18 protein-coding genes are annotated in these 20,319 nt (G+C 40.8%); 10 read left to right on the top strand and 8 right to left on the bottom strand.

Annotated elements, in window-relative coordinates; genetic code table 11:
• Positions 1-2: 2 nt before the first annotated feature.
• Positions 3-908: an ectoine hydroxylase gene (gene thpD, locus HMPREF0023_RS11555; RefSeq protein WP_005085333.1), complete on the top strand. Its 906-nt coding sequence runs from the start codon at positions 3-5 to the stop codon at positions 906-908.
• Between the two features lie 44 nt (positions 909-952).
• Here thpD and HMPREF0023_RS11550 read toward each other — a convergent pair whose 3' ends face one another.
• Positions 953-2,140: an MFS transporter gene (locus tag HMPREF0023_RS11550; RefSeq protein WP_008942180.1), complete on the bottom strand. Its 1,188-nt coding sequence runs from the start codon at positions 2,138-2,140 to the stop codon at positions 953-955.
• A 16-nt stretch (positions 2,141-2,156) separates the two neighbouring features.
• Positions 2,157-2,576: a RidA family protein gene (locus HMPREF0023_RS11545; protein ID WP_005085329.1), complete on the bottom strand. Its 420-nt coding sequence runs from the start codon at positions 2,574-2,576 to the stop codon at positions 2,157-2,159.
• A gap of 71 nt (positions 2,577-2,647) precedes the next feature.
• Here HMPREF0023_RS11545 and soxR point away from each other — a divergent pair, with 71 nt between their 5' ends.
• The 4 genes from soxR to HMPREF0023_RS11525 all read left to right on the top strand — a co-directional run bounded on the left by soxR (position 2,648) and on the right by HMPREF0023_RS11525 (position 6,770).
• Positions 2,648-3,145, top strand: coding sequence for a redox-sensitive transcriptional activator SoxR (soxR, locus tag HMPREF0023_RS11540; RefSeq protein WP_005085327.1), 498 nt, complete (start codon positions 2,648-2,650; stop codon positions 3,143-3,145).
• A gap of 692 nt (positions 3,146-3,837) precedes the next feature.
• The gene (locus tag HMPREF0023_RS11535) at positions 3,838-4,965 is read left to right on the top strand and encodes a Re/Si-specific NAD(P)(+) transhydrogenase subunit alpha (RefSeq protein ID WP_005085324.1); all 1,128 of its coding nucleotides are present in this window, start codon (positions 3,838-3,840) and stop codon (positions 4,963-4,965) included.
• Between the two features lie 11 nt (positions 4,966-4,976).
• A complete protein-coding gene (locus HMPREF0023_RS11530; protein WP_004637935.1) occupies positions 4,977-5,300 on the top strand; it encodes a proton-translocating transhydrogenase family protein in 324 nt (107 codons plus the stop codon).
• A gap of 3 nt (positions 5,301-5,303) precedes the next feature.
• Positions 5,304-6,770, top strand: coding sequence for an NAD(P)(+) transhydrogenase (Re/Si-specific) subunit beta (locus HMPREF0023_RS11525; RefSeq protein WP_004637936.1), 1,467 nt, complete (start codon positions 5,304-5,306; stop codon positions 6,768-6,770).
• A gap of 62 nt (positions 6,771-6,832) precedes the next feature.
• On the opposite strand, the gene HMPREF0023_RS11520 is transcribed toward HMPREF0023_RS11525, so the two are convergent.
• Positions 6,833-7,654, bottom strand: a complete 822-nt coding sequence (locus HMPREF0023_RS11520) for an SDR family NAD(P)-dependent oxidoreductase (protein ID WP_017396599.1) — start codon at positions 7,652-7,654, stop codon at positions 6,833-6,835.
• Positions 7,655-7,924: 270 nt separating this feature from the next.
• Between HMPREF0023_RS11520 and HMPREF0023_RS11515 the strand changes: the two genes are divergently transcribed.
• Positions 7,925-8,308 carry a hypothetical protein gene (locus HMPREF0023_RS11515; RefSeq protein WP_017396600.1) on the top strand — a complete coding sequence of 128 codons (384 nt, stop codon included), beginning with the start codon at positions 7,925-7,927 and terminating at the stop codon, positions 8,306-8,308.
• 80 nt (positions 8,309-8,388) lie between these two features.
• On the opposite strand, the gene rsfS is transcribed toward HMPREF0023_RS11515, so the two are convergent.
• From rsfS to HMPREF0023_RS11490, 5 genes are all read right to left on the bottom strand, one after another.
• Positions 8,389-8,787 carry a ribosome silencing factor gene (gene rsfS / locus HMPREF0023_RS11510; RefSeq protein WP_004637939.1) on the bottom strand — a complete coding sequence of 133 codons (399 nt, stop codon included), beginning with the start codon at positions 8,785-8,787 and terminating at the stop codon, positions 8,389-8,391.
• 81 nt (positions 8,788-8,868) lie between these two features.
• On the bottom strand, positions 8,869-9,663 hold the full coding sequence (locus tag HMPREF0023_RS11505) for a hydroxypyruvate isomerase family protein (protein ID WP_005085320.1): 795 nt from the start codon (positions 9,661-9,663) through the stop codon (positions 8,869-8,871).
• 25 nt (positions 9,664-9,688) lie between these two features.
• Positions 9,689-10,552 (bottom strand): NAD(P)-dependent oxidoreductase, encoded by an 864-nt coding sequence (locus tag HMPREF0023_RS11500; RefSeq protein WP_017396601.1) that lies wholly within the window; start codon positions 10,550-10,552, stop codon positions 9,689-9,691.
• Positions 10,553-10,626: 74 nt separating this feature from the next.
• Entirely contained in the window at positions 10,627-11,415 is a 789-nt protein-coding gene (locus HMPREF0023_RS11495; protein WP_008942173.1) for a crotonase/enoyl-CoA hydratase family protein, read from the bottom strand.
• A gap of 77 nt (positions 11,416-11,492) precedes the next feature.
• Positions 11,493-14,303, bottom strand: a complete 2,811-nt coding sequence (locus HMPREF0023_RS11490; RefSeq protein WP_008942172.1) for an ATP-binding protein — start codon at positions 14,301-14,303, stop codon at positions 11,493-11,495.
• A gap of 146 nt (positions 14,304-14,449) precedes the next feature.
• On the opposite strand from HMPREF0023_RS11490, the gene cysM reads away from it, so the two are divergent.
• From cysM to HMPREF0023_RS11470, 4 genes are all read left to right on the top strand, one after another.
• Entirely contained in the window at positions 14,450-15,379 is a 930-nt protein-coding gene (gene cysM / locus HMPREF0023_RS11485) for a cysteine synthase CysM (protein ID WP_005085313.1), read from the top strand.
• 63 nt (positions 15,380-15,442) lie between these two features.
• Positions 15,443-16,264: a 3'-5' exonuclease gene (locus tag HMPREF0023_RS11480; RefSeq protein WP_004637945.1), complete on the top strand. Its 822-nt coding sequence runs from the start codon at positions 15,443-15,445 to the stop codon at positions 16,262-16,264.
• A 9-nt stretch (positions 16,265-16,273) separates the two neighbouring features.
• On the top strand, positions 16,274-17,665 hold the full coding sequence (gene rlmD, locus HMPREF0023_RS11475) for a 23S rRNA (uracil(1939)-C(5))-methyltransferase RlmD (protein ID WP_008942171.1): 1,392 nt from the start codon (positions 16,274-16,276) through the stop codon (positions 17,663-17,665).
• A gap of 46 nt (positions 17,666-17,711) precedes the next feature.
• On the top strand, positions 17,712-20,018 hold the full coding sequence (locus HMPREF0023_RS11470; RefSeq protein ID WP_004637947.1) for a RelA/SpoT family protein: 2,307 nt from the start codon (positions 17,712-17,714) through the stop codon (positions 20,016-20,018).
• Positions 20,019-20,319 lie beyond the last annotated feature (301 nt).

Here is a 20,319-nt window from a genome sequence, read left to right as displayed (position 1 = left end):
ATATGCAAATGAGCAATCCTTATCTGACACGAAGAAGTGATGCGGCAGCTATTATTTCTCGTGCAGATCCCGTCGTTTATGATTCGATTCTGGTTGAAGGGGCAACAGCACAACAAAAGCAAGATTATGCAACCAATGGTTTTTTGCAAATAGATGATTTGTTTAGCACAGATGAGGTCAAATATCTGCTGGACGAGTTACATCAAATGCGTCATGCATATGCGATGCAGCAAAGACCAGAAGCAATTATTGAGCGTGAAAGTCAGGAAGTCCGTTCTATTTTTAATGTCCACCGACTCAATGAAGTGTTTAAAAACTTGGTCTCAGATGAGCGTGTTTTAAACATTGCTCGGTCATTATTGGGCAGTGAAGTGTATATACACCAATCACGGATTAACTATAAACCTGGACTACATGGCAAAGAGTTTTTTTGGCATTCTGATTTTGAAACATGGCATAGTGAAGATGGTATGCCGAGAATGCGTGCGCTCAGTTGTTCGATTTTATTGACTGACAATAATGAGCATAATGGGCCTTTGCTAGTGATTCCGGGATCACATCAACATTATATTTCTTGCCAAGGTGAGACGCCGGATGAGCACTATAAAAAGTCACTGAAAAAGCAAGAATACGGTGTTCCTGACGGAAGTCTACTGCGTTATTTAGCGGATATGGGCGGTATTCATTCTTGTACTGGACGTGCGGGTAGTGTTGTATTTTTTGATTGTAATTTGATGCATGGTTCAAACAGCAATATTACACCGTTTTCTCGAAGTAATATTTTCTTTGTTTACAATAGTATCGACAACCAATTGCAACAACCTCTTGGGGGGCTCCAACCTCGACCTGAGTTTGTTGCAGCGCGAGAAGATATTGCGCCGATAAAAACCAAAAATCTCATCTTATAAAACATTAAGCCAAGAAGAGTATTGATTCTTCTTGGCTTATGACTTTATGCTTGAATACTTTGAGCGGAAATACGATTATCCAAAAAGCTAAACAACATACACGCAAACACTAAACAGATCCCCACTAAACAGGTCATGCTCCATCCGCCGTGATTCCACGAAAAAATCCCTAAGGCTGAACCACACGCACCTCCAGTAAAATATGCCGTCATATAGATCGCATTAATCCGAGATTTGGCATCAGGACGTAAACGGAAAATAATGCTCTGATTGCTGGTATGGACAAGGGCTAAAGCGAGCTGAATTAATGCAAAGCCAAGGATGTAACTCAATAAATAAATCTGTCCGAAATAGAAACAGATCCAACTCATGATGAATAAGCCACAGCCTATCCATGTCAATTGTTTGGTATAGCCTTGATCTGCATATTTACCAATATATTGTGTAGATAAGGCGCCAAAGATACCAACTAATCCGACCATCCCGATCATAAGGTCTGGAAGATGGTGTGCGGCTGTGAGTAATAATGCAATAGTGGAAAATAAGATACTAACAGCGGCAAAGGCAAAAGCGCCTGAAAGTGCACGTAAGACTAAACGCTTTTCTTGTTTGAGCAGTTGTCCCATTGAAACAAAGACTTGCCCATAATTCAGTTTCATGCGCATTACATAAGGGAGACGGCTTTTTAAAGCATATGCAAGGATAAGCATTAAAATACCGCTAACAACGTAGATCATTTTCCAGTGGAATAAATTAGAAAATAATCCTGCCAAACTGGTCGACAGTAAAATCCCAACCAATAACCCACTCATCAAAAATCCGACCACTTCACCTGTCTTTTCAGGATTGACGGTCATTGTCGCCAGTGGAATCAGGATTTGTGCTGCAACGGAGAACATCCCAGCCATAATCGTACCAAGCCATAGCATGGGTAAATTGACCGAAAAGGCACTCACGAATAAACCGAGCGCACATAAACACATTAATAGTGGAATGAACTTGGTTTTGTTGACGACATCGCCCATAGGTACAATAAAAAGCAAGCCCAAAGCATAAGACACTTGAGCAAAAGTAACGGTGAGCGCTGCTTGTCCCTCCGTCACTGCAAAATATTGTTGAATGGAGTGAATCAGAGGCTGACTATAATAGTTCGCACCTGCGCACAAACCACATGCAGTCGCCATAAACCATAGCAGGGCCTTATTTTGACTAATATCTTGAGGTGCAGACATGATTCTCTCGATCTGGTTATGCGATATATGCTGTTGCTTCAACTTCGATCAGCATGCCTTTCAATGCTAAACATGGCACAGGTATAAGCGTGCACACAGGGTATGGATGATCTTTCCATAAGCGTTGCATGATTTGTGTGAAGCTGTGAAGTTTATCCTCATTATGATTGACAACGAGGACACGTAAAACAGCAATATCTTGAAGTTTGGCTTGTGCCGATGCTAAAGCGTATTGGATATTATAAAAGACTTGTTGTACCTGTTGGTCAAAATCTTGTGAAAGTTCACCATTTTTATTCTCGCCACCTTGTCCTGCAATATGAATAGTTCGCATATTGGGTTGAATCACGGTGACATGGCTATACCCATTGCTGATCGGGTCGTATAGCTCACTTGGATTGATCATTTTAAAGGCTGGTGGGTTAATAAGATTCATAGCAAGATTCCATAAAGAAAACGAAGTTATGCTAGTATCAAAGCTCAAGTTAACTAGAGGTCAAGTAAATTTTGAAATCACAACAATTACAAACTTGGCTCAGTATTGGGGAGTTGGCGAAACGGAGTGGTGTGAGTGTCCCGACGATTCGCTTTTATGAAGAAAAAGAATTGATTTGGGGGCTAAGAACGACTGGAAATCAGCGTCGCTACCAACGGGCAATGTTACGACGGATTGCAATTATTAAAGCAGCGCAGCAAGTTGGAATTAGCTTAAAACAAATCAAAGAGACGTTTGCGACCTTACCTAAGCAACAGATCGCAAGTAAAAAGGACTGGCAGACCATGTCACAACAATGGCAAGGACAGCTTGATCAGCAAATTATGATGTTATTGCAATTACGCCAGCAGTTAGATCAATGTATTGGTTGTGGTTGCTTGTCTTTGGAACAATGTCCATTGCGAAATCCAGATGATTGCTTAGCAGAGCAAGCAATGGGTGCTCATTTTCAGGAAATTTTATTTTTATTGAATCAAAAAGACTTAGCAGACAGAGGATCTGTTGAATAAACGCACTAATATTGTGCAATAAGATCAAATTGTCTGGCAAAACTGTCATAAATATCACTCGAAAAAATGCTGAATTGGTTTTTTACATTTCTTTTTGCTGCATTTTGAGGGTCTGTTGGAAAGATTAAACCTAAATACAGAGAAAATAATTGAGTTTTCAATAGTTATAAATTTACGTACAGTGAAAAATCAGTAAAACAAGTCGCCGAAAAGACCAATAAAAGTTCAAATAAGCCAATCCCACTACGAAATTGCATGATTATGATGCCAAATCAAGTCCTCAATTTGTAAAGCTTGTAAATCATCATATTGATATATCAATCATGTGCACTTGGTGCTCTGATGGTGGGCTTAAAAGGAAAGAGGCGAATAAATACTATAGAGTTTGGTTGGTGATCATGTTTTAAAACATGCGTAATGTAAGCCAGCTTTATTGACTTGAAGACAAGTGATTCGAATATAAAACTTATCTCAATCAGCATTTGCTTTATCAAAAGTCAAACGTGCTGAGCATACAAGTTTTAAATTCGAATGTGAATCATCAGTTCAAAATATAGGTATTTATTAAATAAATATTGGGTGGAATTTTAAAAAAGTTCCATTAAAATCCAAAATCTCTACAAAGAATACTCCTGGGGGAAACATTGCGAGTCGCGATGTTTACTTAAGAAAAACTAGCTTGAGGAACGCTCATGCAGATCGGAATCCCAACCGAAACTGTCGCAGGTGAAAGTCGTGTAGCTGCTACACCAGAGACAGTTAAGAAGTTGATTAACGCAGGTCATAGTATTGTCATTGAACGTGGTGCTGGTGTTAAAGCAGCCTATATTGACAGTGCTTATGAACAAGTTGGCGCAACCATTACGGACGATGCATATACAGGTAGCCAAATTATTTTGAAGGTACGTGCTCCGAAAGGTGACGAAATTCAAAAACTTGCGGCTAATACCACTGTAGTAGCAATGTTTGACCCTTACCGCAATCCAGAATTAGATCAGTTTGCTACACAGCAAGTGTCTGCTTTTGCTTTGGAATTACTTCCACGTACACTTTCACGTGCACAAAACATGGATGTACTTTCTTCTCAAGCAAACTTGGCAGGTTATAAATCTGTATTGTTGGCAGCGGCTGAATATCAGCGCATGTTCCCAATGTTAATGACAGCTGCGGGTACCGTAAAACCTGCGCGTGTTGTGATCATGGGGGTTGGTGTTGCAGGTCTACAAGCGATTGCGACCGCAAAACGTTTAGGTGCAGTTGTGGAAGCAACTGACTTACGTCCGACAGCAAAAGAGCAGGTTGAGTCTTTAGGTGGTAAATGGTTAGACGTACCAATGTCCGATGAAGAAAAACAACGTGCTGCTGAAGCTGCGAAAAGTGGATATGGTTGGCAGCCTGGTGAGCAATACATCAAAGATCAAGCTGCAATCGTAGATAAAGCTGTATCAAATGCTGACATCGTAATCACGACTGCATTGATTCCAGGTCGTAATGCACCACGTCTGATCAAAGCTGAAACCGTTGCCAAAATGAAACCAGGTTCAGTCATCTTAGATATGGCGGTTGAAACTGGCGGTAACGTTGAAGGTTCTAAAGAAGGCGAAACTGTTGTTACTGAAAATGGCGTGAAAATTTTGGGTATTCCAAACATTCCAGGCACAGTTGCGACAGAGGCATCTGCATTGTATGCACGTAACGTATTCAACTTCCTTGAAACATTGTTCGATAAAGAAAAAGGCTTTGCGATCAATCAAGAAGATGAAATCCAAAAAGCGTTACTCGTGACACATGGCGGTCAAGTACTGCTCAAGCGTGGTTAAGGAGATTTCTCATGGTTGAAACGATTACAATTTTCGTCCTTGCCATCTTCGTAGGTTATTACGTTGTTTGGGGTGTAACGCCTGCGTTACATACACCACTTATGGCCGTAACGAATGCTTTGTCTTCAATTATTGTTGTTGGTGCAATGATTCAAACAGTTGGTTTGCCATTTCTTGGTGTTGAAGGTTCTGTGCATTTTCAGACCATCAACCCGATTAGTATTTTAGGTGCAATCGCTGTATTCCTTGCAAGCATTAACATTTTTGGTGGTTTTGCTGTAACAGCTCGTATGCTGGAAATGTTTAAACCAAAGCAAAAGAAAAAAGAGGGCTAAGCGATGGAATTTATTCGAGATTATGCGGATTGGTTCTACCTAGTAGGTGCTGTCCTCTTTATCCTAACTTTACGTGGTTTGTCTGGCCCTAAGACTGCAATTGCAGGTAGCCGCTACGGGATGGTTGCCATGGCAATCGCCGTATTGACAACATTCTTCGTTGCTGAAGGTCCAGTGGTATGGATGATCGGTGTTGCAATGGCTGCTGGTGCGGTAATCGGTATCGCTAAAGCACGTGCAGTTCCTATGACACAAATGCCAGAAATGGTTGCATTGATGCACTCCTTGGTTGGTTTGGCTGCAGTATTGATTGCAATCGCAACCGTATTAAAAGCTGCACACTTCGGTCAATATGATGCAGAACAGCTTGTATTGGTGAACGATGCAATGGTGGCACAAGGTCACTCAGCTTTCGTTGGTTTTAGTAGTACTTATCGCTTTGAATTATTTGTAGGTTGTTTCATTGGTGCGATTACCTTTACTGCATCGGTATTTGCTTACGGTAAATTGGCTGCGAAGAAATGGGCTAAAACAATCTCTGGTGCATGGGTGAAGCCTGTTCAAGCTGCATTATTTATTGCAATGCTTGTATTTGGTGGTATCTACTTCGCAACGGATAGCTTAACAGCATTCTATATCATGACACTATTTGCACTTGCATTTGGTTGGATGTGGATTGCGCCAGTGGGCGGTGGTGATATGCCAGTTGTGGTATCACTCTTAAACTCATTCTCTGGTTGGGCTGCAGCAGGTATTGGTTTCACACTTGAAAACAACATGTTGATCGTTGCGGGTTCACTTGTAGGTTCTTCTGGTGCGATTCTGTCTTACATCATGTGTAAAGCAATGAACCGTTCGATCATCAACGTATTGTTTGGTGGTGCGATGGGTGGTACTGCGGTTGCTGCTGACAAAGGTGAGCAAGTGCAACGTAACTATCGTTCAGGTTCTGCGGATGATGCTGGCTTCTTGATGTCAAATGCTGATAGCGTTGTGATTGTACCGGGTTACGGTATGGCGCAAGGCCGTGCACAAAATGCGGTAAAAGAGCTGTGTGAAATCTTAAAAGAGCAAGGTGTGAAAGTACGTTTTGCGATTCACCCAGTTGCTGGTCGTATGCCTGGTCACATGAACGTATTGTTAGCTGAAGCTGATGTTGCATATGAAGACATTTTAGAAATGGATGAAATCAACTCTGACTTCCCGGCAACTGACGTTGTACTTGTAATCGGTGCAAATGACGTTGTAAACCCAGCTGCGAAAGATGATCCAAGCTCACCAATTTATGGTATGCCGATCCTTGAAGCACATAAAGCTCGTACGATCATGGTGATCAAGCGTTCTATGGCAACAGGTTATGCTGGTCTAGACAACGACTTGTTCTACAATGAAAAAACCATGATGGTCTTTGGTGATGCGAAGAAAGTTGTTGAAGATATGACGAAAGCAATCAATGGTGGTGGTCACTAATCTGACCTTATCAGGATTGTAAAAGCCACCCTCGGGTGGCTTTTTTATTTCGTTCTAATCGTTTAAAGATACTTTTCTACAAAATCCATAGATTGAGCATAGAGATCACGGGCAAGCTGTTGGTTTTTAGCATGAGGAGATCTCCAGTCTGGCATATGTGCACTAACATATTCGCCATTACGGTTGGCCCAGCTATCTCCAATCGCCATTTGAGTAATCAGCTTTGCAGGAACAGAAGTGGGGACTAAACCGATTTTCATGACTTCATAAATAGGTTTTGGCAGTTCTCTATAGATATCAGATGCAACACCGCCAGGATGCAATGCATTATTGGTAATGCTGGTGCCGGCCATTTGCTCAGCTAGTGCATTGCTAAATAGGAGATTGGCAAGTTTAGATTGACCATAATAAAACAAAGGATTGTAAAAACCTTCAGCGCGAAATTTATTAGGCTTAATTGACCCTGCCCAATGCGCAATGGATGCGAGATGGATAATTCGTGCTTGGGGTGCTTGTTTTAGTACAGGAAGTAGCTTTTGGGTAAATAGAAAATGTCCGAGGTAGTTCACCCCAAATTGCTGCTCAAAGCCATCGTGAGTGAGCTGTTTGGTTTTGGAAAAAAGCCCAGCATTATTGATTAATATATCTAGATTGCCATAACGATCTGCAATTTCATCGGCTGCTTTACTTGTATTTTCGAGGCTATTTAAGTCAAGTGATACTACGTCAACTTGACCTTGGTTTAACGCACGTAATCTGTCTTGTGCTTCTTTAGCCTTTTGTGGGTTGCGACAAGCTAAAATGACATGTTGATCTTGTTTAATCAGTTGTTCAGCGGTCGCAAAACCAATTCCTGTGTTAGCACCAGTAATTAAAATTTTCACTTCGTTCACTCCAGTTATGACTTTTTATCGATTGAGTTTAAAGCGATTCTATAATGTCTTAAATATGACAATTTGTCATGTCAATTTTGGAGTGAGGAGAGGTGATTTTCTTTTGATGTGAATAAATTTATGTAGGATTGATTTCTGCTTGGGTGGTGCGAAGTTAGTCGTTGAAAATTTGAGAAGGCTACCTTAGATATTTTTTGTTTTAATTAGATACTAAGGATGATAGTGTTCAAGGACATATTTAAATTATTTTAAGGGGTTCGGGTGATCAAAAGAACAATATTTTTCGTGATCTCATTTATTTCTTTTTCTTTTTCTTCTATGGTCTTAGCAGAGCCTCTTGAAGAAGCTAGTGAAAAATATGCAAATTGTTTAATGCAAAAAGTTGAGCCCCAAATAAAAATGAATAAGGATGAAAAAGCTATTGTTGAATATACTTTTTATGAGTGTAGACAAGAAGAGCAGCAATTGATGGACACGTTTGATATAAAGAACTTGGCGGGTGAAAACTATAAAGATATAAGTAAAGAGCAACTAAAGTTAATTGATGGGCTGAAAAGGATGGAAGTAGAAAAAATGAGGAAAAATATGTCTGGGATAATGTTTGAAGTTATTCGAGAGGGAAGAAGAGACACGATTGAGCAATAAAATATGTATGTAAAAGAAAATCTGAACTTTAAAAATTAAAAAAGCGATCTTTAATAGATCGCTTTTTTGTGTCTCAGGGATTAGGCAACAGATTCAGGTGTACGCCATAAACTTTCAAGGTCATAAAACTTACGAGCAGTAGGTAACATGACGTGAACTACAACGTGACCTAAGTCAATTAAGATCCATTCGGCATCTCGTTCACCTTCGACACCAATCGGACGAAAACCTGCTTTACGTGCTTCATCAGCAACATTGTCAGCAAGGGCTTTGACATGACGAGTTGAAGTACCGCTAGCAATTACAATTGCATCAGCGACATTGCTAATAGAACTTACATCAAGTTCTAAAATATCTTTGGCTTTTACATCAGTGAGGGCTTCATGTACCACTTTTAAGCAAGCGTGTACATCTTTGTTTGATGTTGTGATTTTTAGGTCGTGAGAATTAGAAGCGCTGGGCGATGGTTCTAAATTCATAGAGGGTATATTTTCCTGACAATTGCTCATCCTCAAATATACCGTTTTTAACAAAAAAACTCAAATTTTAGCCGTAACAGTTTATGTATTCACATCATTGGAAAAATACTTCTGTTTCCATGCAAATGATTGATCTGAATGCTCTTTTGGTCTGTATTCAGCCGCAATTATTCCTTGATAATCACTTTGTAATAACCAGTCAAAGATTTGTTTATAGGGGATATTTCCAGTATCAGGCTCATGACGACTCGGACAATCCGCAAATTGGATGTGTCCAATTTGATGAATATTTTCTTGTAACCCCGCCAACACATCTTCGCCCATCATTGCCATGTGGTAACAATCATATTGCATTTTCAACGCTGGGTGATTTACTGCTTCTAACATTTCTTGACCTTGAGCAATGTTCTGAATTAAAAAACGTGGCATATCTGTGCCATTAATCATTTCAAAAACAGGTTCAATATGATGTTCAGTCAACATATGACAAGCCAGTTTTAAGTTGCTGGCAAGTGTATTTAAGCATGGCAATAAATCTGCATCCAAAGGTTGTTTGCCAGCCAAGATATTGATACGCGGAACATTTAATGCGGTTGCATAACTGATTGCAAGCTCAAGCGCTTGGTGAAATGTGGTTTCTAAACCAGGCACACCTGCTAAGCCATTACCCCCTTGCATTAGATCACCTGCAGGTGCATTGATCAGGCAAAGTGATAGGTTGTATTGGTTAAGTTGTGCTTGTATATCAAATATTTCAAGTTCATAAGGGAATTGGATTTCGACATGTTGAAATCCGTGTGCGTGTGCCAATGCAAAACGTTCGATGAGTGGCACTTCTGTAAAAATCATCGATAAATTGACTGCAAGATGGCTCATATCAAACTCCATGAAGCATTAATTATTATTCTATAAGTTTGATGATAGTGGCTAAATCCTTCTCAGCAAAGCCATTTTGTTGGTGCGCTTGTAACTGTGCTAAGGCTTTTTGTGCAACAGGTATCTTTAGGTTAAAACTTTGCGCGAGTTGTAACGCATTGTTTAAGTCTTTAGATAATGTTTGGACTTTCCATTGCACAGGTTCAAACACATGTGTTGCCATACGCGGTGCAAGAATCTGAAAGGGTTTGGAATCAGCAAACCCCCCTGCAAGCGCAGGGGCGAGCAAACGGGTATCTACACCTGCTTGCTCTGCAAGTGCAACTGCTTCCGCAATCAGCGTACTGTTGGCTGCAACAATCAACTGATTGCAAATCTTCGTGGCTTGCCCTGTACCAGATTCGCCCATTCGGGTAACACGCTGGGAGAGTACTGAGTAGATTGGTTCGAGCTGCTGAATTGTTTTGGCATCGCCACCTGCAAAAATTACTAAAGTACCTTGCTCTGCACCTGTGGTTCCACCAGATACTGGGGAGTCAATCCATATAACGTGTTGTTGTTGTGCTGTAGTTGCAAGGTGGTGTGTTGCTGCAACAGATAAACTCGAAAAGTCGACAATGATTTGTTGAGCTTTTAGGTGAGGCTGGAACTGGTTAAAAACGCTTTGAACGGCTTGATCATCCGCTAAACAGGTCAAAATGACAGGGTAGTTGCCAATTTCTTCTAAAGTTAAGGCGGTTGCACCTTGTTGAATCAATGCTTCACATGCAAGTAGGTTACGATTCCAAACAGCAACTGAGTAGCCTGCTTGAAGCAGTCGGGCTGCCATACGCGTGCCCATTAAACCCATACCTAAGAAAGCGATGGGAGTTCTTTGATCAAGTATCATATTTATAGCCTGTGCTGTTTTGAGTCTATTTGCGGGAGCGTGCCGAATGCCCCCACTCATAAGCTTCTCAACGTCTATTTATATTGTCTTGGTAAAAACTCAATTTCAGGGTTCTTATCTTTCTTACGCGCAAGCGCACTGTTCTTGCCTAATAGTAGTTTGAGTTGCCAAAGTTTTTCTAAACGGAGAGCCTTTTCTGGTTGATGCTCCATCGCGTCTAAAACACGTTTTGCTGCCATCAATGCATCTGGTGAGCGTTGCAACATCTCTTGAGCGATGACATTGGCTTTGGCGAGAGGATCTGTATCCAAGTGCGTCACTAAGCCGATTTCTTTGGCATATTTAGCATCAAAAATCCGAGCAGTGAGAGTAAGCTCTTTGGCTAAGTCAACCCCAATAAGCCCTTTGAGTGAACGTGTTAAGCCCATGTCGGGCACAAGTCCCCAGCGACTTTCCATAATCGACATTTGTGTTTTGGGTGTTGCGATCCGGATGTCTGCCGCAAGCGCAAGTTGCATGCCTGCACCGAAGCAATATCCTTCAATTGCTGCAATAACAGGGATAGGTAGGTTTTGCCAAATCAGAAAAGCTTTTTGGAATAGGCTTTGTCCAGGTTTGATCAGTTCCCATGCCGCAAATGCGGTGTTTTTTGGGTTGTTTAGGTCGGATAAATCGATACCTGCACTGAAGACCTGTGCTTCACCTGTTAAAATGACACAGCGAATAGAGCGATCCTTTTCAATTTTTTTAGCTGTTGAGACCAATTCTTTTAGTAATGCAAAACACATCGCATTGCGTTTGTCTGGACGATTTAACGAAACTGTTGCGATTCCATTGTTCTTTTCAACGCGTAAAAGTGCCATTGGTCATACTCTTATTGTGTTTGATGATTGGCAGCATAGCATGAGTTTTTGTCATGAAACATGACACGACAGTCATCTTAGTTGTCGTGTCCGTTCAAGACGAGATTTGCTGCTTGCCTAACTTGTTCAATAGCGGCATTAAGCTCATTAAAGCGATGATTGGTTTCCCGAATAAATACATCATCCGCCTTGCGTCGTTCTTTGCGTAAGGTAGAAACAAATTGTTCAAACTCACCGGCAATTCTTTGCAGGGTTGGCGTGCCTACATAACGCGTCGCGCCATAGAGACGATGTAAAACATGCTCAAGTTGAGGAAAATCCTCGACCTCAATCAGCTGTTGCATTTCATTTAGCTCGGTATCAAAACTATCCACCAACATACCTAATAAATCTTGCGCTAAATCTTCTTTGTTAGCAGCGAGTTGAATACTTTGTTGCCAATTTAAGATTTGAGGATCAATTGACTCGATTGGGCGTTTTGTTTCGGTGGTGGTTGGCTGTGAACTAAAATTATTCTTGGTCCATTGGGTGAGGATCTGAATGATTTGTTCCATTTGAATTGGTTTGGTTACATAATCATTCATGCCGACTTTAAGTAACTTTTGTTTCTCATCTGCCAAGGCGTGCGCAGTTAAGGCAATGATTGGAAGTTGCATACCCGTATCCAGCTTTGATTCGAGTGATCGAATGGCACGCGTGGTATCAATGCCTGACATCACAGGCATTTGAATATCCATAAATACTAGATCAAATGGGGGAGACTTCTGTTCAATTCGCTCTTGAATCAGATCAATCGCTTTTTGCCCGCTCAATGCTTTGGTGGTGGTTACATTGAGTTCGCCTAGTAATGCTTCTAAGACAATCAAATTTGGTAAATGATCATCGACAGCTAAGACATGCAACCCTTGACCATTGAAGTCTTCAGGCTCTTGTTCGAAAATTGGCTGATTTGCTAAGAGCTGAATAAGCTCGCGACGGCTTAATGGTTGATAGATTGGGCGAGCACGATATTCATTGAGCATGCTTGGATCAAGGCTCATTTGATAACCATAAACCGCTAAATTGCCATGATAACGTTGACGAATTTCTTTTAATAAGGCTTCGGTATCACCACTATGATCCACAATTAACCACGTGTTTTCTTGTTGATTTAAATGATTGAGACGGCTAAATAAATCTAAAATTGACTGTGTTTCAATATGTGCAACATGATAGTTTTCAAGATAGAGGCGCAGTACGCTTGCAGTCGCTGGATGCGCTAAATAAGAAACCACTTGTAGATGATCAAAACGAGGATGTTCAACGAAAGCATCTTCTTCTTCAACTTTAAATGCTGCGGTGAACCAGAAAGTTGAACCTTTTTCGGTAGGCGCACGTTCTTGGTTGTCTTCAAAGCCGATTTGACCACGCATTAGATGTACTAATTGTTTCGAGATCGCTAAACCTAGTCCAGTACCGCCAAACTGGCGAGTAACCGATGCATCGCCTTGTGAGAATGATTCAAATAATTTCTTGCGATCGGTACCACTTAAACCAATTCCACTGTCTTGCACACTGAAATGCAATAAACACTGACCAATGTCATCATCTTCCATGCGAACACGCACAATAATCTCACCGTCAGGAGTGAACTTGATTGCGTTGGAAATCAGATTGGTCAGGATTTGTTTAAAGCGTAATGCATCACCCACCACGTGCTGCGGGATATTTTCTGCATAGTAGAATGCCATATTAATGTGTTTTTGTGCTGCCAAAGGTGACAACATATCCATCACATCGAAAATGGCTTCTTCGAGATCAAAGGGTGCGGTCTCGAGCTCAAGTTTACCGGCATCAATTTTAGAAAAATCGAGTACATCATTAATTAACGCCAATAAATGAGCAGAAGATTTCCGAATCGTTTGCAGGTAGAGGTTCTGTTCGTTACTTAAATTTTGTTGGCGTAACAATAAATGGATAAATCCATCGATACTGTTGAGCGGTGTGCGTAATTCATGGCTGATATTGGCCAAGAAAACGGATTTAGATTGGTTAGATGAAATGGCTTGGTCGCGTGCTTGGCGATAAGTAATATTCTGAACTTCTAAAGTATCTAAGGTGCGACGTAGATCTTCTTCAGTCTGTTCAGTATGTTCTTTAAGCTCTAAAAAACTAAAATGAAGTCGTTTGACGACATTGGCGATATCACGTTGCAGTAAGCGCAATTCACCTGTGCTATTAACCACAATATGTTGATCTAAAGTGTCTGCATTTAGACGCTGCATTTGCATACGAATTTCGTATAGCGGTGCTAGCCAGCGACGAGAGAAAACATTTAGACAAAATAACAGTATTAATAAGGTGATCAATCCCGTTGCGACGAGTGATAATAAGATTTTATAACGCGCAAGTTCGAGTGGATGATTATTTAACTCAATCATCAACCAAACAGAATTTGGATTTTCACTATCCAGCTTAGAGCCATAAATACTATTGTGATTGTGGGAAATAGGGCCAAAAAAATCACTGTTTTTCGGAAAGTTAGGCCAGTAACGATTATTCTGATAACCAATGGTTAAATAAGTCTGTCCTTTATTGTCAATTAAAACCGCACGTTGTAGGTTTTTTTCATCAAACATTTTTTGAAACAGGTTTTGAGCACGGTCATATTGATCGGGTTGTTCTTCGACCAAGTGAAGTAGTTCGTTTGCTGTTTGATGATAACGCGCCAAAATCGCAGATGCTTCTGCATTTTGTTGTTGTTTCGCGGCATTGGTTGTTTCAGATAAAACCCACAAAATGCCTACGCCTGTCAAAATCGCAATCGGAACCAGAATCAGCGCGATCAGCTGTCCATAGGCATGATTGAGCCGTAAACGTTTAGAAAGAGTTTTATTGAAATTTGACATAGTTGGGTCAGACTTATCATTCTGCAAAATATCTTAGCATGCTTTAAACAGGCTAGCATTTATCTCACTATAAAAAGCAGTGGGAAAAGATGCAGTCTTGTGTTTTTTTTCATACAATAGACGCCACCTTGATATCGGTGTCGATCATGACCAATACGCAACCAGATTTTTTAGCAGATGAATTTTTACTAGATGAATATGTGGGTAAAACACCATTGGTGCGTTTACAGCGTTTAGCAAGTCATACTCAAGCCACGGTGTTAGCGAAGTTAGAAGGCAATAACCCAGCAGGTTCAGTGAAAGATCGACCTGCCTATAACATGATTATTCAGGCAGAAAAACGCGGTCAAATTAAACCGGGTGATACCTTGATTGAAGCAACCAGCGGTAATACAGGAATTGCTTTGGCGATGGTTTCAGCTATGCGTGGTTATAAAATGAAACTGATCATGCCGAATAACATGAGCCAAGAGCGTAAAGATGCTATGTCAGCTTATGGAGCAGAGTTAATCGAAGTTACTCAGCAACAAGGCATGGAAGGAGCTCGAGATTTGGCTTTGCAAATGCAGGCTGATGGTCAGGGTTATGTTTTAAATCAGTTTGGTAATCCAGATAATGTGGAAGCACATTATCTGACTACGGGGCCTGAGATTTGGAAACAAACGGGCGGGAAAATTACCCATTTTGTCAGCTCAATGGGAACCACGGGCACCATCATGGGGGTGTCTAAATATTTAAAAGAACAAAATCCTGAGATTCAAATTGTGGGCTTACAGCCTTCAGATGGTTCAAGTATTGCAGGGATTCGTCGTTGGCCAGAGGCATATTTACCAACGATTTTTGATCGTAGTCGAGTCGATCGTATTATTGATATTCCACAAATTGAAGCAGAGCGTACCATGCGTAAACTGGCTCGTAGTGAAGGGATTAGTGCAGGGACATCGTCTGGTGGTGCGGTCTGGGCATCTATTAAAATTGCTGAAGAAAATCCAGATGCTGTAATTGTCTGCATTATTTGTGATCGTGGAGATCGTTATTTATCAACGGGTTTATTCTCAGTAAAAGATGATGAATAAAATTGCGCCCAAGCTCTCTATTAAAAAGAGAGAATTCTTCAGTTTTCTGAGGAAGTTTTGAAAATGAGCTTACGTTTTCCGATTTTAGTGTTTGATATTGAAACGCTCACTGATTTAAAAGCTGGTGCTCATTTATATCATCTTGATTTACCTGAGTCTGATGTCGAGCAGGCCTTGACCAAGATTCGCCGTCAAGAATCAGGGATGGATTTTCAACGGTTACCTTTGCACGAAATTGTATGCATTTCTGGTTTGTGGATCGATGAAAAAGGCTTTCGTTTATTTTCATTTAGCCAAGAGCAAAATACTGAAGCTGAGATGCTGGCAAAATTCTTATCGATTTTTGATAAAAAACAGCCAACTCTTGTGAGTTGGAACGGTTCTCAGTTTGATTTGCCTGTCATTTTATTTCGAGCGATGTATCACGGACTATCTGCCCCAAGTTTGTTTGATCAAGGCGAAATCGACAATCAGAAGCGGTTTAATAACTACCAAAACCGATATCATCATCGACATGTCGACTTGATGGATGTGATGGCCATGTTTAATGGTCGAAATTTCCAGAAATTAGATGATATTGCTTGCTTGCTCGGTTTTCCTGGAAAGCGTGGTGAGTCTGGTTATCGTGTGCCAGAATATGTACGTAACAATAATTGGTTAAAATTAACCAGTTATTGTGAGGGTGATGTACTGAATACTTGGTTGGTTTATTTGCGTTGGCTTTTACTAAAAGGTCAGTTAAATCAACTAGATCATCAGCAGTTTATTCAGTCAACCATTGATTATTTACAAACGCAAACGCAACAATCAGATTTTTTACAAGTATGGCGCCAAACATCGCAATATACTGTATTTACCGCACCGACGTTTGCGCCCAAAAATTAGGTTCATCTTTTGAAACATAAAGCGAAACAGCGCCAGGCTCATCAGCCAATTTATACCTTCAAAGTGGAAGCTTTTTCACATGAAGGTCGTGGTATTGCGCACTATGGAACTCACCCTGACCATCCTAAAGAAAAACAGGGTAAGAAAGTTTTTATTCGCAATGCCTTGGTGGGTGAAACGGTTCAAGCGAAAATTACCCACCAAACCACGCGTCTAGAAGAAGCAGAAATGCTGAAACTAGAAGGTGAGGCCGCTACTGGGCGGGTAGAACCAATTTGCCCGCATTTTGGGATATGTGGTGGCTGTAGCTTGCAACATATTCATCCTGACGAACAAATTTTGTTGAAGCAAAATGTATTGCAATCGCATTTACAGCATTTTGCTGGTCTACAACCTGAACAATGGTTAACACCAATTCGTTCTAGCAAAATAGATTACCGTCGTCGTGCCCGAATTGGTGTGCGGTATATTCCGCGACAAGATCGTTTGGTCATGGGGTTTAGAGAGCATCACAGTAATCATTTAACAACCATTCACCAGTGCAAGGTATTGGATCAGACTTTATCTGATGCGATACCTGAGTTGAGAAAGTGTCTTGAAGGCTTGATGGCCAAAGCACACATTGGTCATGTTGAGTTGGCGATGGGGGATCACGAAGTTGCGTTATTAATTCGCCACTTGGAAGAATTAAATGTGTCGGATGTCAACCATTTGCGTCAATTTGCGTTACAAAGACAGTGGCAGTTGTATTTACAACCCAGAGGCGCTGATAGTTTACATCGGGTCGACGATGTGCAAGCACCAATGCGGTTACACTATCATTTAGATGATTTCGACATTCGTTTTGCATTTTCACCATTGGATTTTACCCAAGTGAATAGTGCGGTAAATGCACGAATGATTCAGTTGGCATGTGAATTGCTACAGTTAAAGGAAGGGGAACGTGTGCTTGATCTATTTTGTGGATTAGGCAACTTTTCTCTACCTTTAGCACGATGTGTAGGAGATACTGGTCAGGTGATAGGTGTTGAGGCAAGTGATGAAATGGTATTGCGTGCAACTGAAAATGCGAAAGCAAATTCGTTGAACCAAGCTATCTTTTTTTCACAAGATTTAACAAAAGACTTTTCACATCATCCTTGGGCGAAACAAGGATTTGATGCATTATTAATTGATCCTCCGCGATCGGGTGCTTTTGAGGTGATGCAATATGTACCGAGCTTCGGAGCAAATAGAATTGTTTATGTTTCATGTAATCCTTCAACACTGGCAAGGGATGCAGGTGTACTGGCACAACATGGTTATCAGCTTAAAAAAGCTGCGGTAATGGATATGTTTACCCATACTGAACATGTTGAATCTATTGCCTTATTTGAAAAAAATGAGTCTGATAAAATTTAAGAGATAAACGATTAGAACATGAGTTACATATCCAGAGGAGAATGGTATGGTCACAGTACGTGAACAGTTACCTGGACGACTCCATGAGTTGTCTGAGGAAGCGACTGTAGAACATGCCGCTGAAGCGCAAAGTAGTCTAGTATCTTGGCTAGATCGAGTGCGTGATATCTTGGATGGGGCTGAGCTGAAGCAGCTACAACGGGTTGCAGAGCTTACCTTACAAAAAGAGTTTGAAAGCACGGTTAATCATCATACCAACACCTTCAGTATCGGTATTGGTATGGCGGATATTTTGGCGCATTTACATGTAGATGAAGATACGTTGTCAGCGGCAGTATTATATCGAAGTGTACGTGAAGGACTGATCACCTTAGAGGATATTCAGCGAGAGTTTGGCGAGCAAGTTCTGGGTCTAGTAAAAGGCACGCTTGCAATGGGTAAGCTATCGGAGCTGATTGAAAAAAATAAGCGTCTAGAAGATCATTTTAATAATAATCAACGTGAACATCTAAACGGCATTTATAAAATGTTGATTTCTGTGACAGAAGATGTACGTGTGGTGCTGATTAAACTGGCAGAGCGAACTTATGCTTTACGTGAGTTGGCAACTGCAAGCAAAGAGCGTCAAGAACGTGTTGCACGTGAAATTTTAACGATTTATTCTCCACTTGCACATCGTTTAGGAATCGCCCAACTAAAATGGGAACTAGAAGATCTCGCTTTTCGCTATTTAGCGCCAGAACGATACAAAGAAATTGCTTCTTTGCTCAATGAAAAACGTTTAGAGCGTGAACAGTATATTCAGTTTGTGATTGATAAGCTTAAAACCGAACTGGATGCTTATGATATTCATGCTGAAATCACGGGGCGAGTGAAGCACATTTATTCGATTTATCGAAAAATGAAAAGCAAAAATCTTAGCTTTGACCAGCTTTACGATATTCGTGCAGTGCGGGTATTATTAAAAACGGTACCAGATTGTTACCATGCTTTAGGGATCGTACATCAGTTATGGCGACACATTCCCAACCAGTTTGATGATTATGTGACTAACCCGAAAGCCAATGGCTATCGGTCTTTGCATACTGCAGTGATTGCTGAAAACAAATCGCTCGAAGTTCAAATTCGTACTTTTGAGATGCATGAAGAAGCTGAATTGGGAGTTTGTTCTCATTTCAACTACAAAGAAGGTGCGAAAAATACGGATCATTCTTTTAATGATCGATTGCATTCACTTCGCGCTGTACTTGAGCATTATCAGGAGCGAACTGAAACTACGCCACATGCTGAAGATGATGAGTCGAATGGTATCGATCAAATTCAAGATTTTGAAAATTTTGAAAAGATTTATGTGTTTAGTCGTGATGGGGACATTAAAGAGTTACCGCGCGGCTCGACTGTGCTTGACTTTGCATATCACGTCCATACTGAAGTTGGAAACAAATGCTATGCAGCACGTGTAAACCAGCGTTATGTGCCACTGACTTATACTTTAAAAACAGGTGAGCAAGTTGAGATCTTAACCAAAAAAGACCGTGAGCCAAATCGAGATTGGTTGGTTAACTCTTTAGGTTATATCAAAACAGCTCGTGCGCGAGATAAATTGCGTCATTGGTTTAGACAGCAAGATCGCAGCAAGAACGTCGAAGTAGGACGTGAGTTGCTCAATAAAGAGCTCGCTCGTCTGGCTATTCATCCAAAAAGTATTGATTTAAACGATTACTCATCTCATTTTAACCTGAAGTCAGGTGATGATATTTTGGTTGCATTGGTGAGTGGTGACATTAGTCTGCATGCGTTGATGAACCAAGTAAATCGTCAAATGCATTTAGATCAAGATGAACCAGAGCTGGTGTTAAAACCAGCATTAAATCCACGTGCAAGCCATACATTATCGGCACACGGTATCTTGATTGATGGTTTGGACAATGTGGAATTGCATATAGCACAGTGTTGTCAGCCCGTGCATGGTGAATCGATTGGTGGTTATATCACTTTAAATCGAGGGGTGAGCATCCATAAAGTCGCATGTCCAGATTATGTGCGTATGACGACACATGAACCAGAGCGTGCTGTTGAAGCCGATTGGGAAATGCAACCAACACGCGGACAAAGCGTTCAGATTGTGGTTGAGGCCTATGATCGCCGTGGTTTACTCAAAGATCTCACTCAAGTGATTTTCTCTGATCAAATCAATATTCGTCAGGTCAATACGATTTCTGAGGCGGATGGGATTGCCAATATGAAGTTGCTGATTGAAGTGAAAGGTTTAGCACAGCTCTCTCGTTTGTTGGCTCGTTTAGAGCAACAACCCGGCATCATTAGTGCGAGACGTTTAGTACAAGGTAGTTAATTATATTTAGAATAAAACCCGCTTTTTTGAACTGACTGCTTTCATGGGGGATCGTTCAATAGGCGGGTTTTATTATTTTAAGCACACGGCATCATCATAAAATCAAAATGGGTTTTACCGTGATTTTTAGATTTTGCATTTTTTGCTTTTTTGGAATGTTGCAATATTCTCAATATTTGCTTGGGCTTTCGCTTTAATTGACTCTTGAACAGTCAAATTATTTACGTCAGATGTATCTTCTTCGCCCGCAAGATTATTTGCAATTTGACTGGCTTTGGCAGTTTTTTCAGAGTTGCCAGGC

The organism is Acinetobacter sp. ATCC 27244 (assembly GCF_000156555.1).
GTDB classification, from domain to species: Bacteria; Pseudomonadota; Gammaproteobacteria; order Pseudomonadales; family Moraxellaceae; genus Acinetobacter; species Acinetobacter haemolyticus.
Note: the sequence above shows the minus strand (reverse complement) of the source record. Positions and strands in the feature narration are given on the sequence as shown.

Excerpts from the sequence above, each read along its gene's own strand:
- thpD (WP_005085333.1), top strand. The coding sequence starts at position 3 with ATGCAAATGAGCAATCCTTATCTGACACGAAGAAGTGATGCGGCAGCT.
- HMPREF0023_RS11550 (WP_008942180.1), bottom strand. The coding sequence starts at position 2,140 with ATGTCTGCACCTCAAGATATTAGTCAAAATAAGGCCCTGCTATGGTTT.
- HMPREF0023_RS11545 (WP_005085329.1), bottom strand. The coding sequence starts at position 2,576 with ATGAATCTTATTAACCCACCAGCCTTTAAAATGATCAATCCAAGTGAG.
- HMPREF0023_RS11535 (WP_005085324.1), top strand. The coding sequence starts at position 3,838 with ATGCAGATCGGAATCCCAACCGAAACTGTCGCAGGTGAAAGTCGTGTA.
- HMPREF0023_RS11530 (WP_004637935.1), top strand. The coding sequence starts at position 4,977 with ATGGTTGAAACGATTACAATTTTCGTCCTTGCCATCTTCGTAGGTTAT.
- HMPREF0023_RS11525 (WP_004637936.1), top strand. The coding sequence starts at position 5,304 with ATGGAATTTATTCGAGATTATGCGGATTGGTTCTACCTAGTAGGTGCT.
- rsfS (WP_004637939.1), bottom strand. The coding sequence starts at position 8,787 with ATGAATTTAGAACCATCGCCCAGCGCTTCTAATTCTCACGACCTAAAA.
- HMPREF0023_RS11505 (WP_005085320.1), bottom strand. The coding sequence starts at position 9,663 with ATGAGCCATCTTGCAGTCAATTTATCGATGATTTTTACAGAAGTGCCA.
- HMPREF0023_RS11500 (WP_017396601.1), bottom strand. The coding sequence starts at position 10,552 with ATGATACTTGATCAAAGAACTCCCATCGCTTTCTTAGGTATGGGTTTA.
- HMPREF0023_RS11495 (WP_008942173.1), bottom strand. The coding sequence starts at position 11,415 with ATGGCACTTTTACGCGTTGAAAAGAACAATGGAATCGCAACAGTTTCG.
- HMPREF0023_RS11490 (WP_008942172.1), bottom strand. The coding sequence starts at position 14,303 with ATGTCAAATTTCAATAAAACTCTTTCTAAACGTTTACGGCTCAATCAT.
- cysM (WP_005085313.1), top strand. The coding sequence starts at position 14,450 with ATGACCAATACGCAACCAGATTTTTTAGCAGATGAATTTTTACTAGAT.
- HMPREF0023_RS11480 (WP_004637945.1), top strand. The coding sequence starts at position 15,443 with ATGAGCTTACGTTTTCCGATTTTAGTGTTTGATATTGAAACGCTCACT.
- HMPREF0023_RS11470 (WP_004637947.1), top strand. The coding sequence starts at position 17,712 with ATGGTCACAGTACGTGAACAGTTACCTGGACGACTCCATGAGTTGTCT.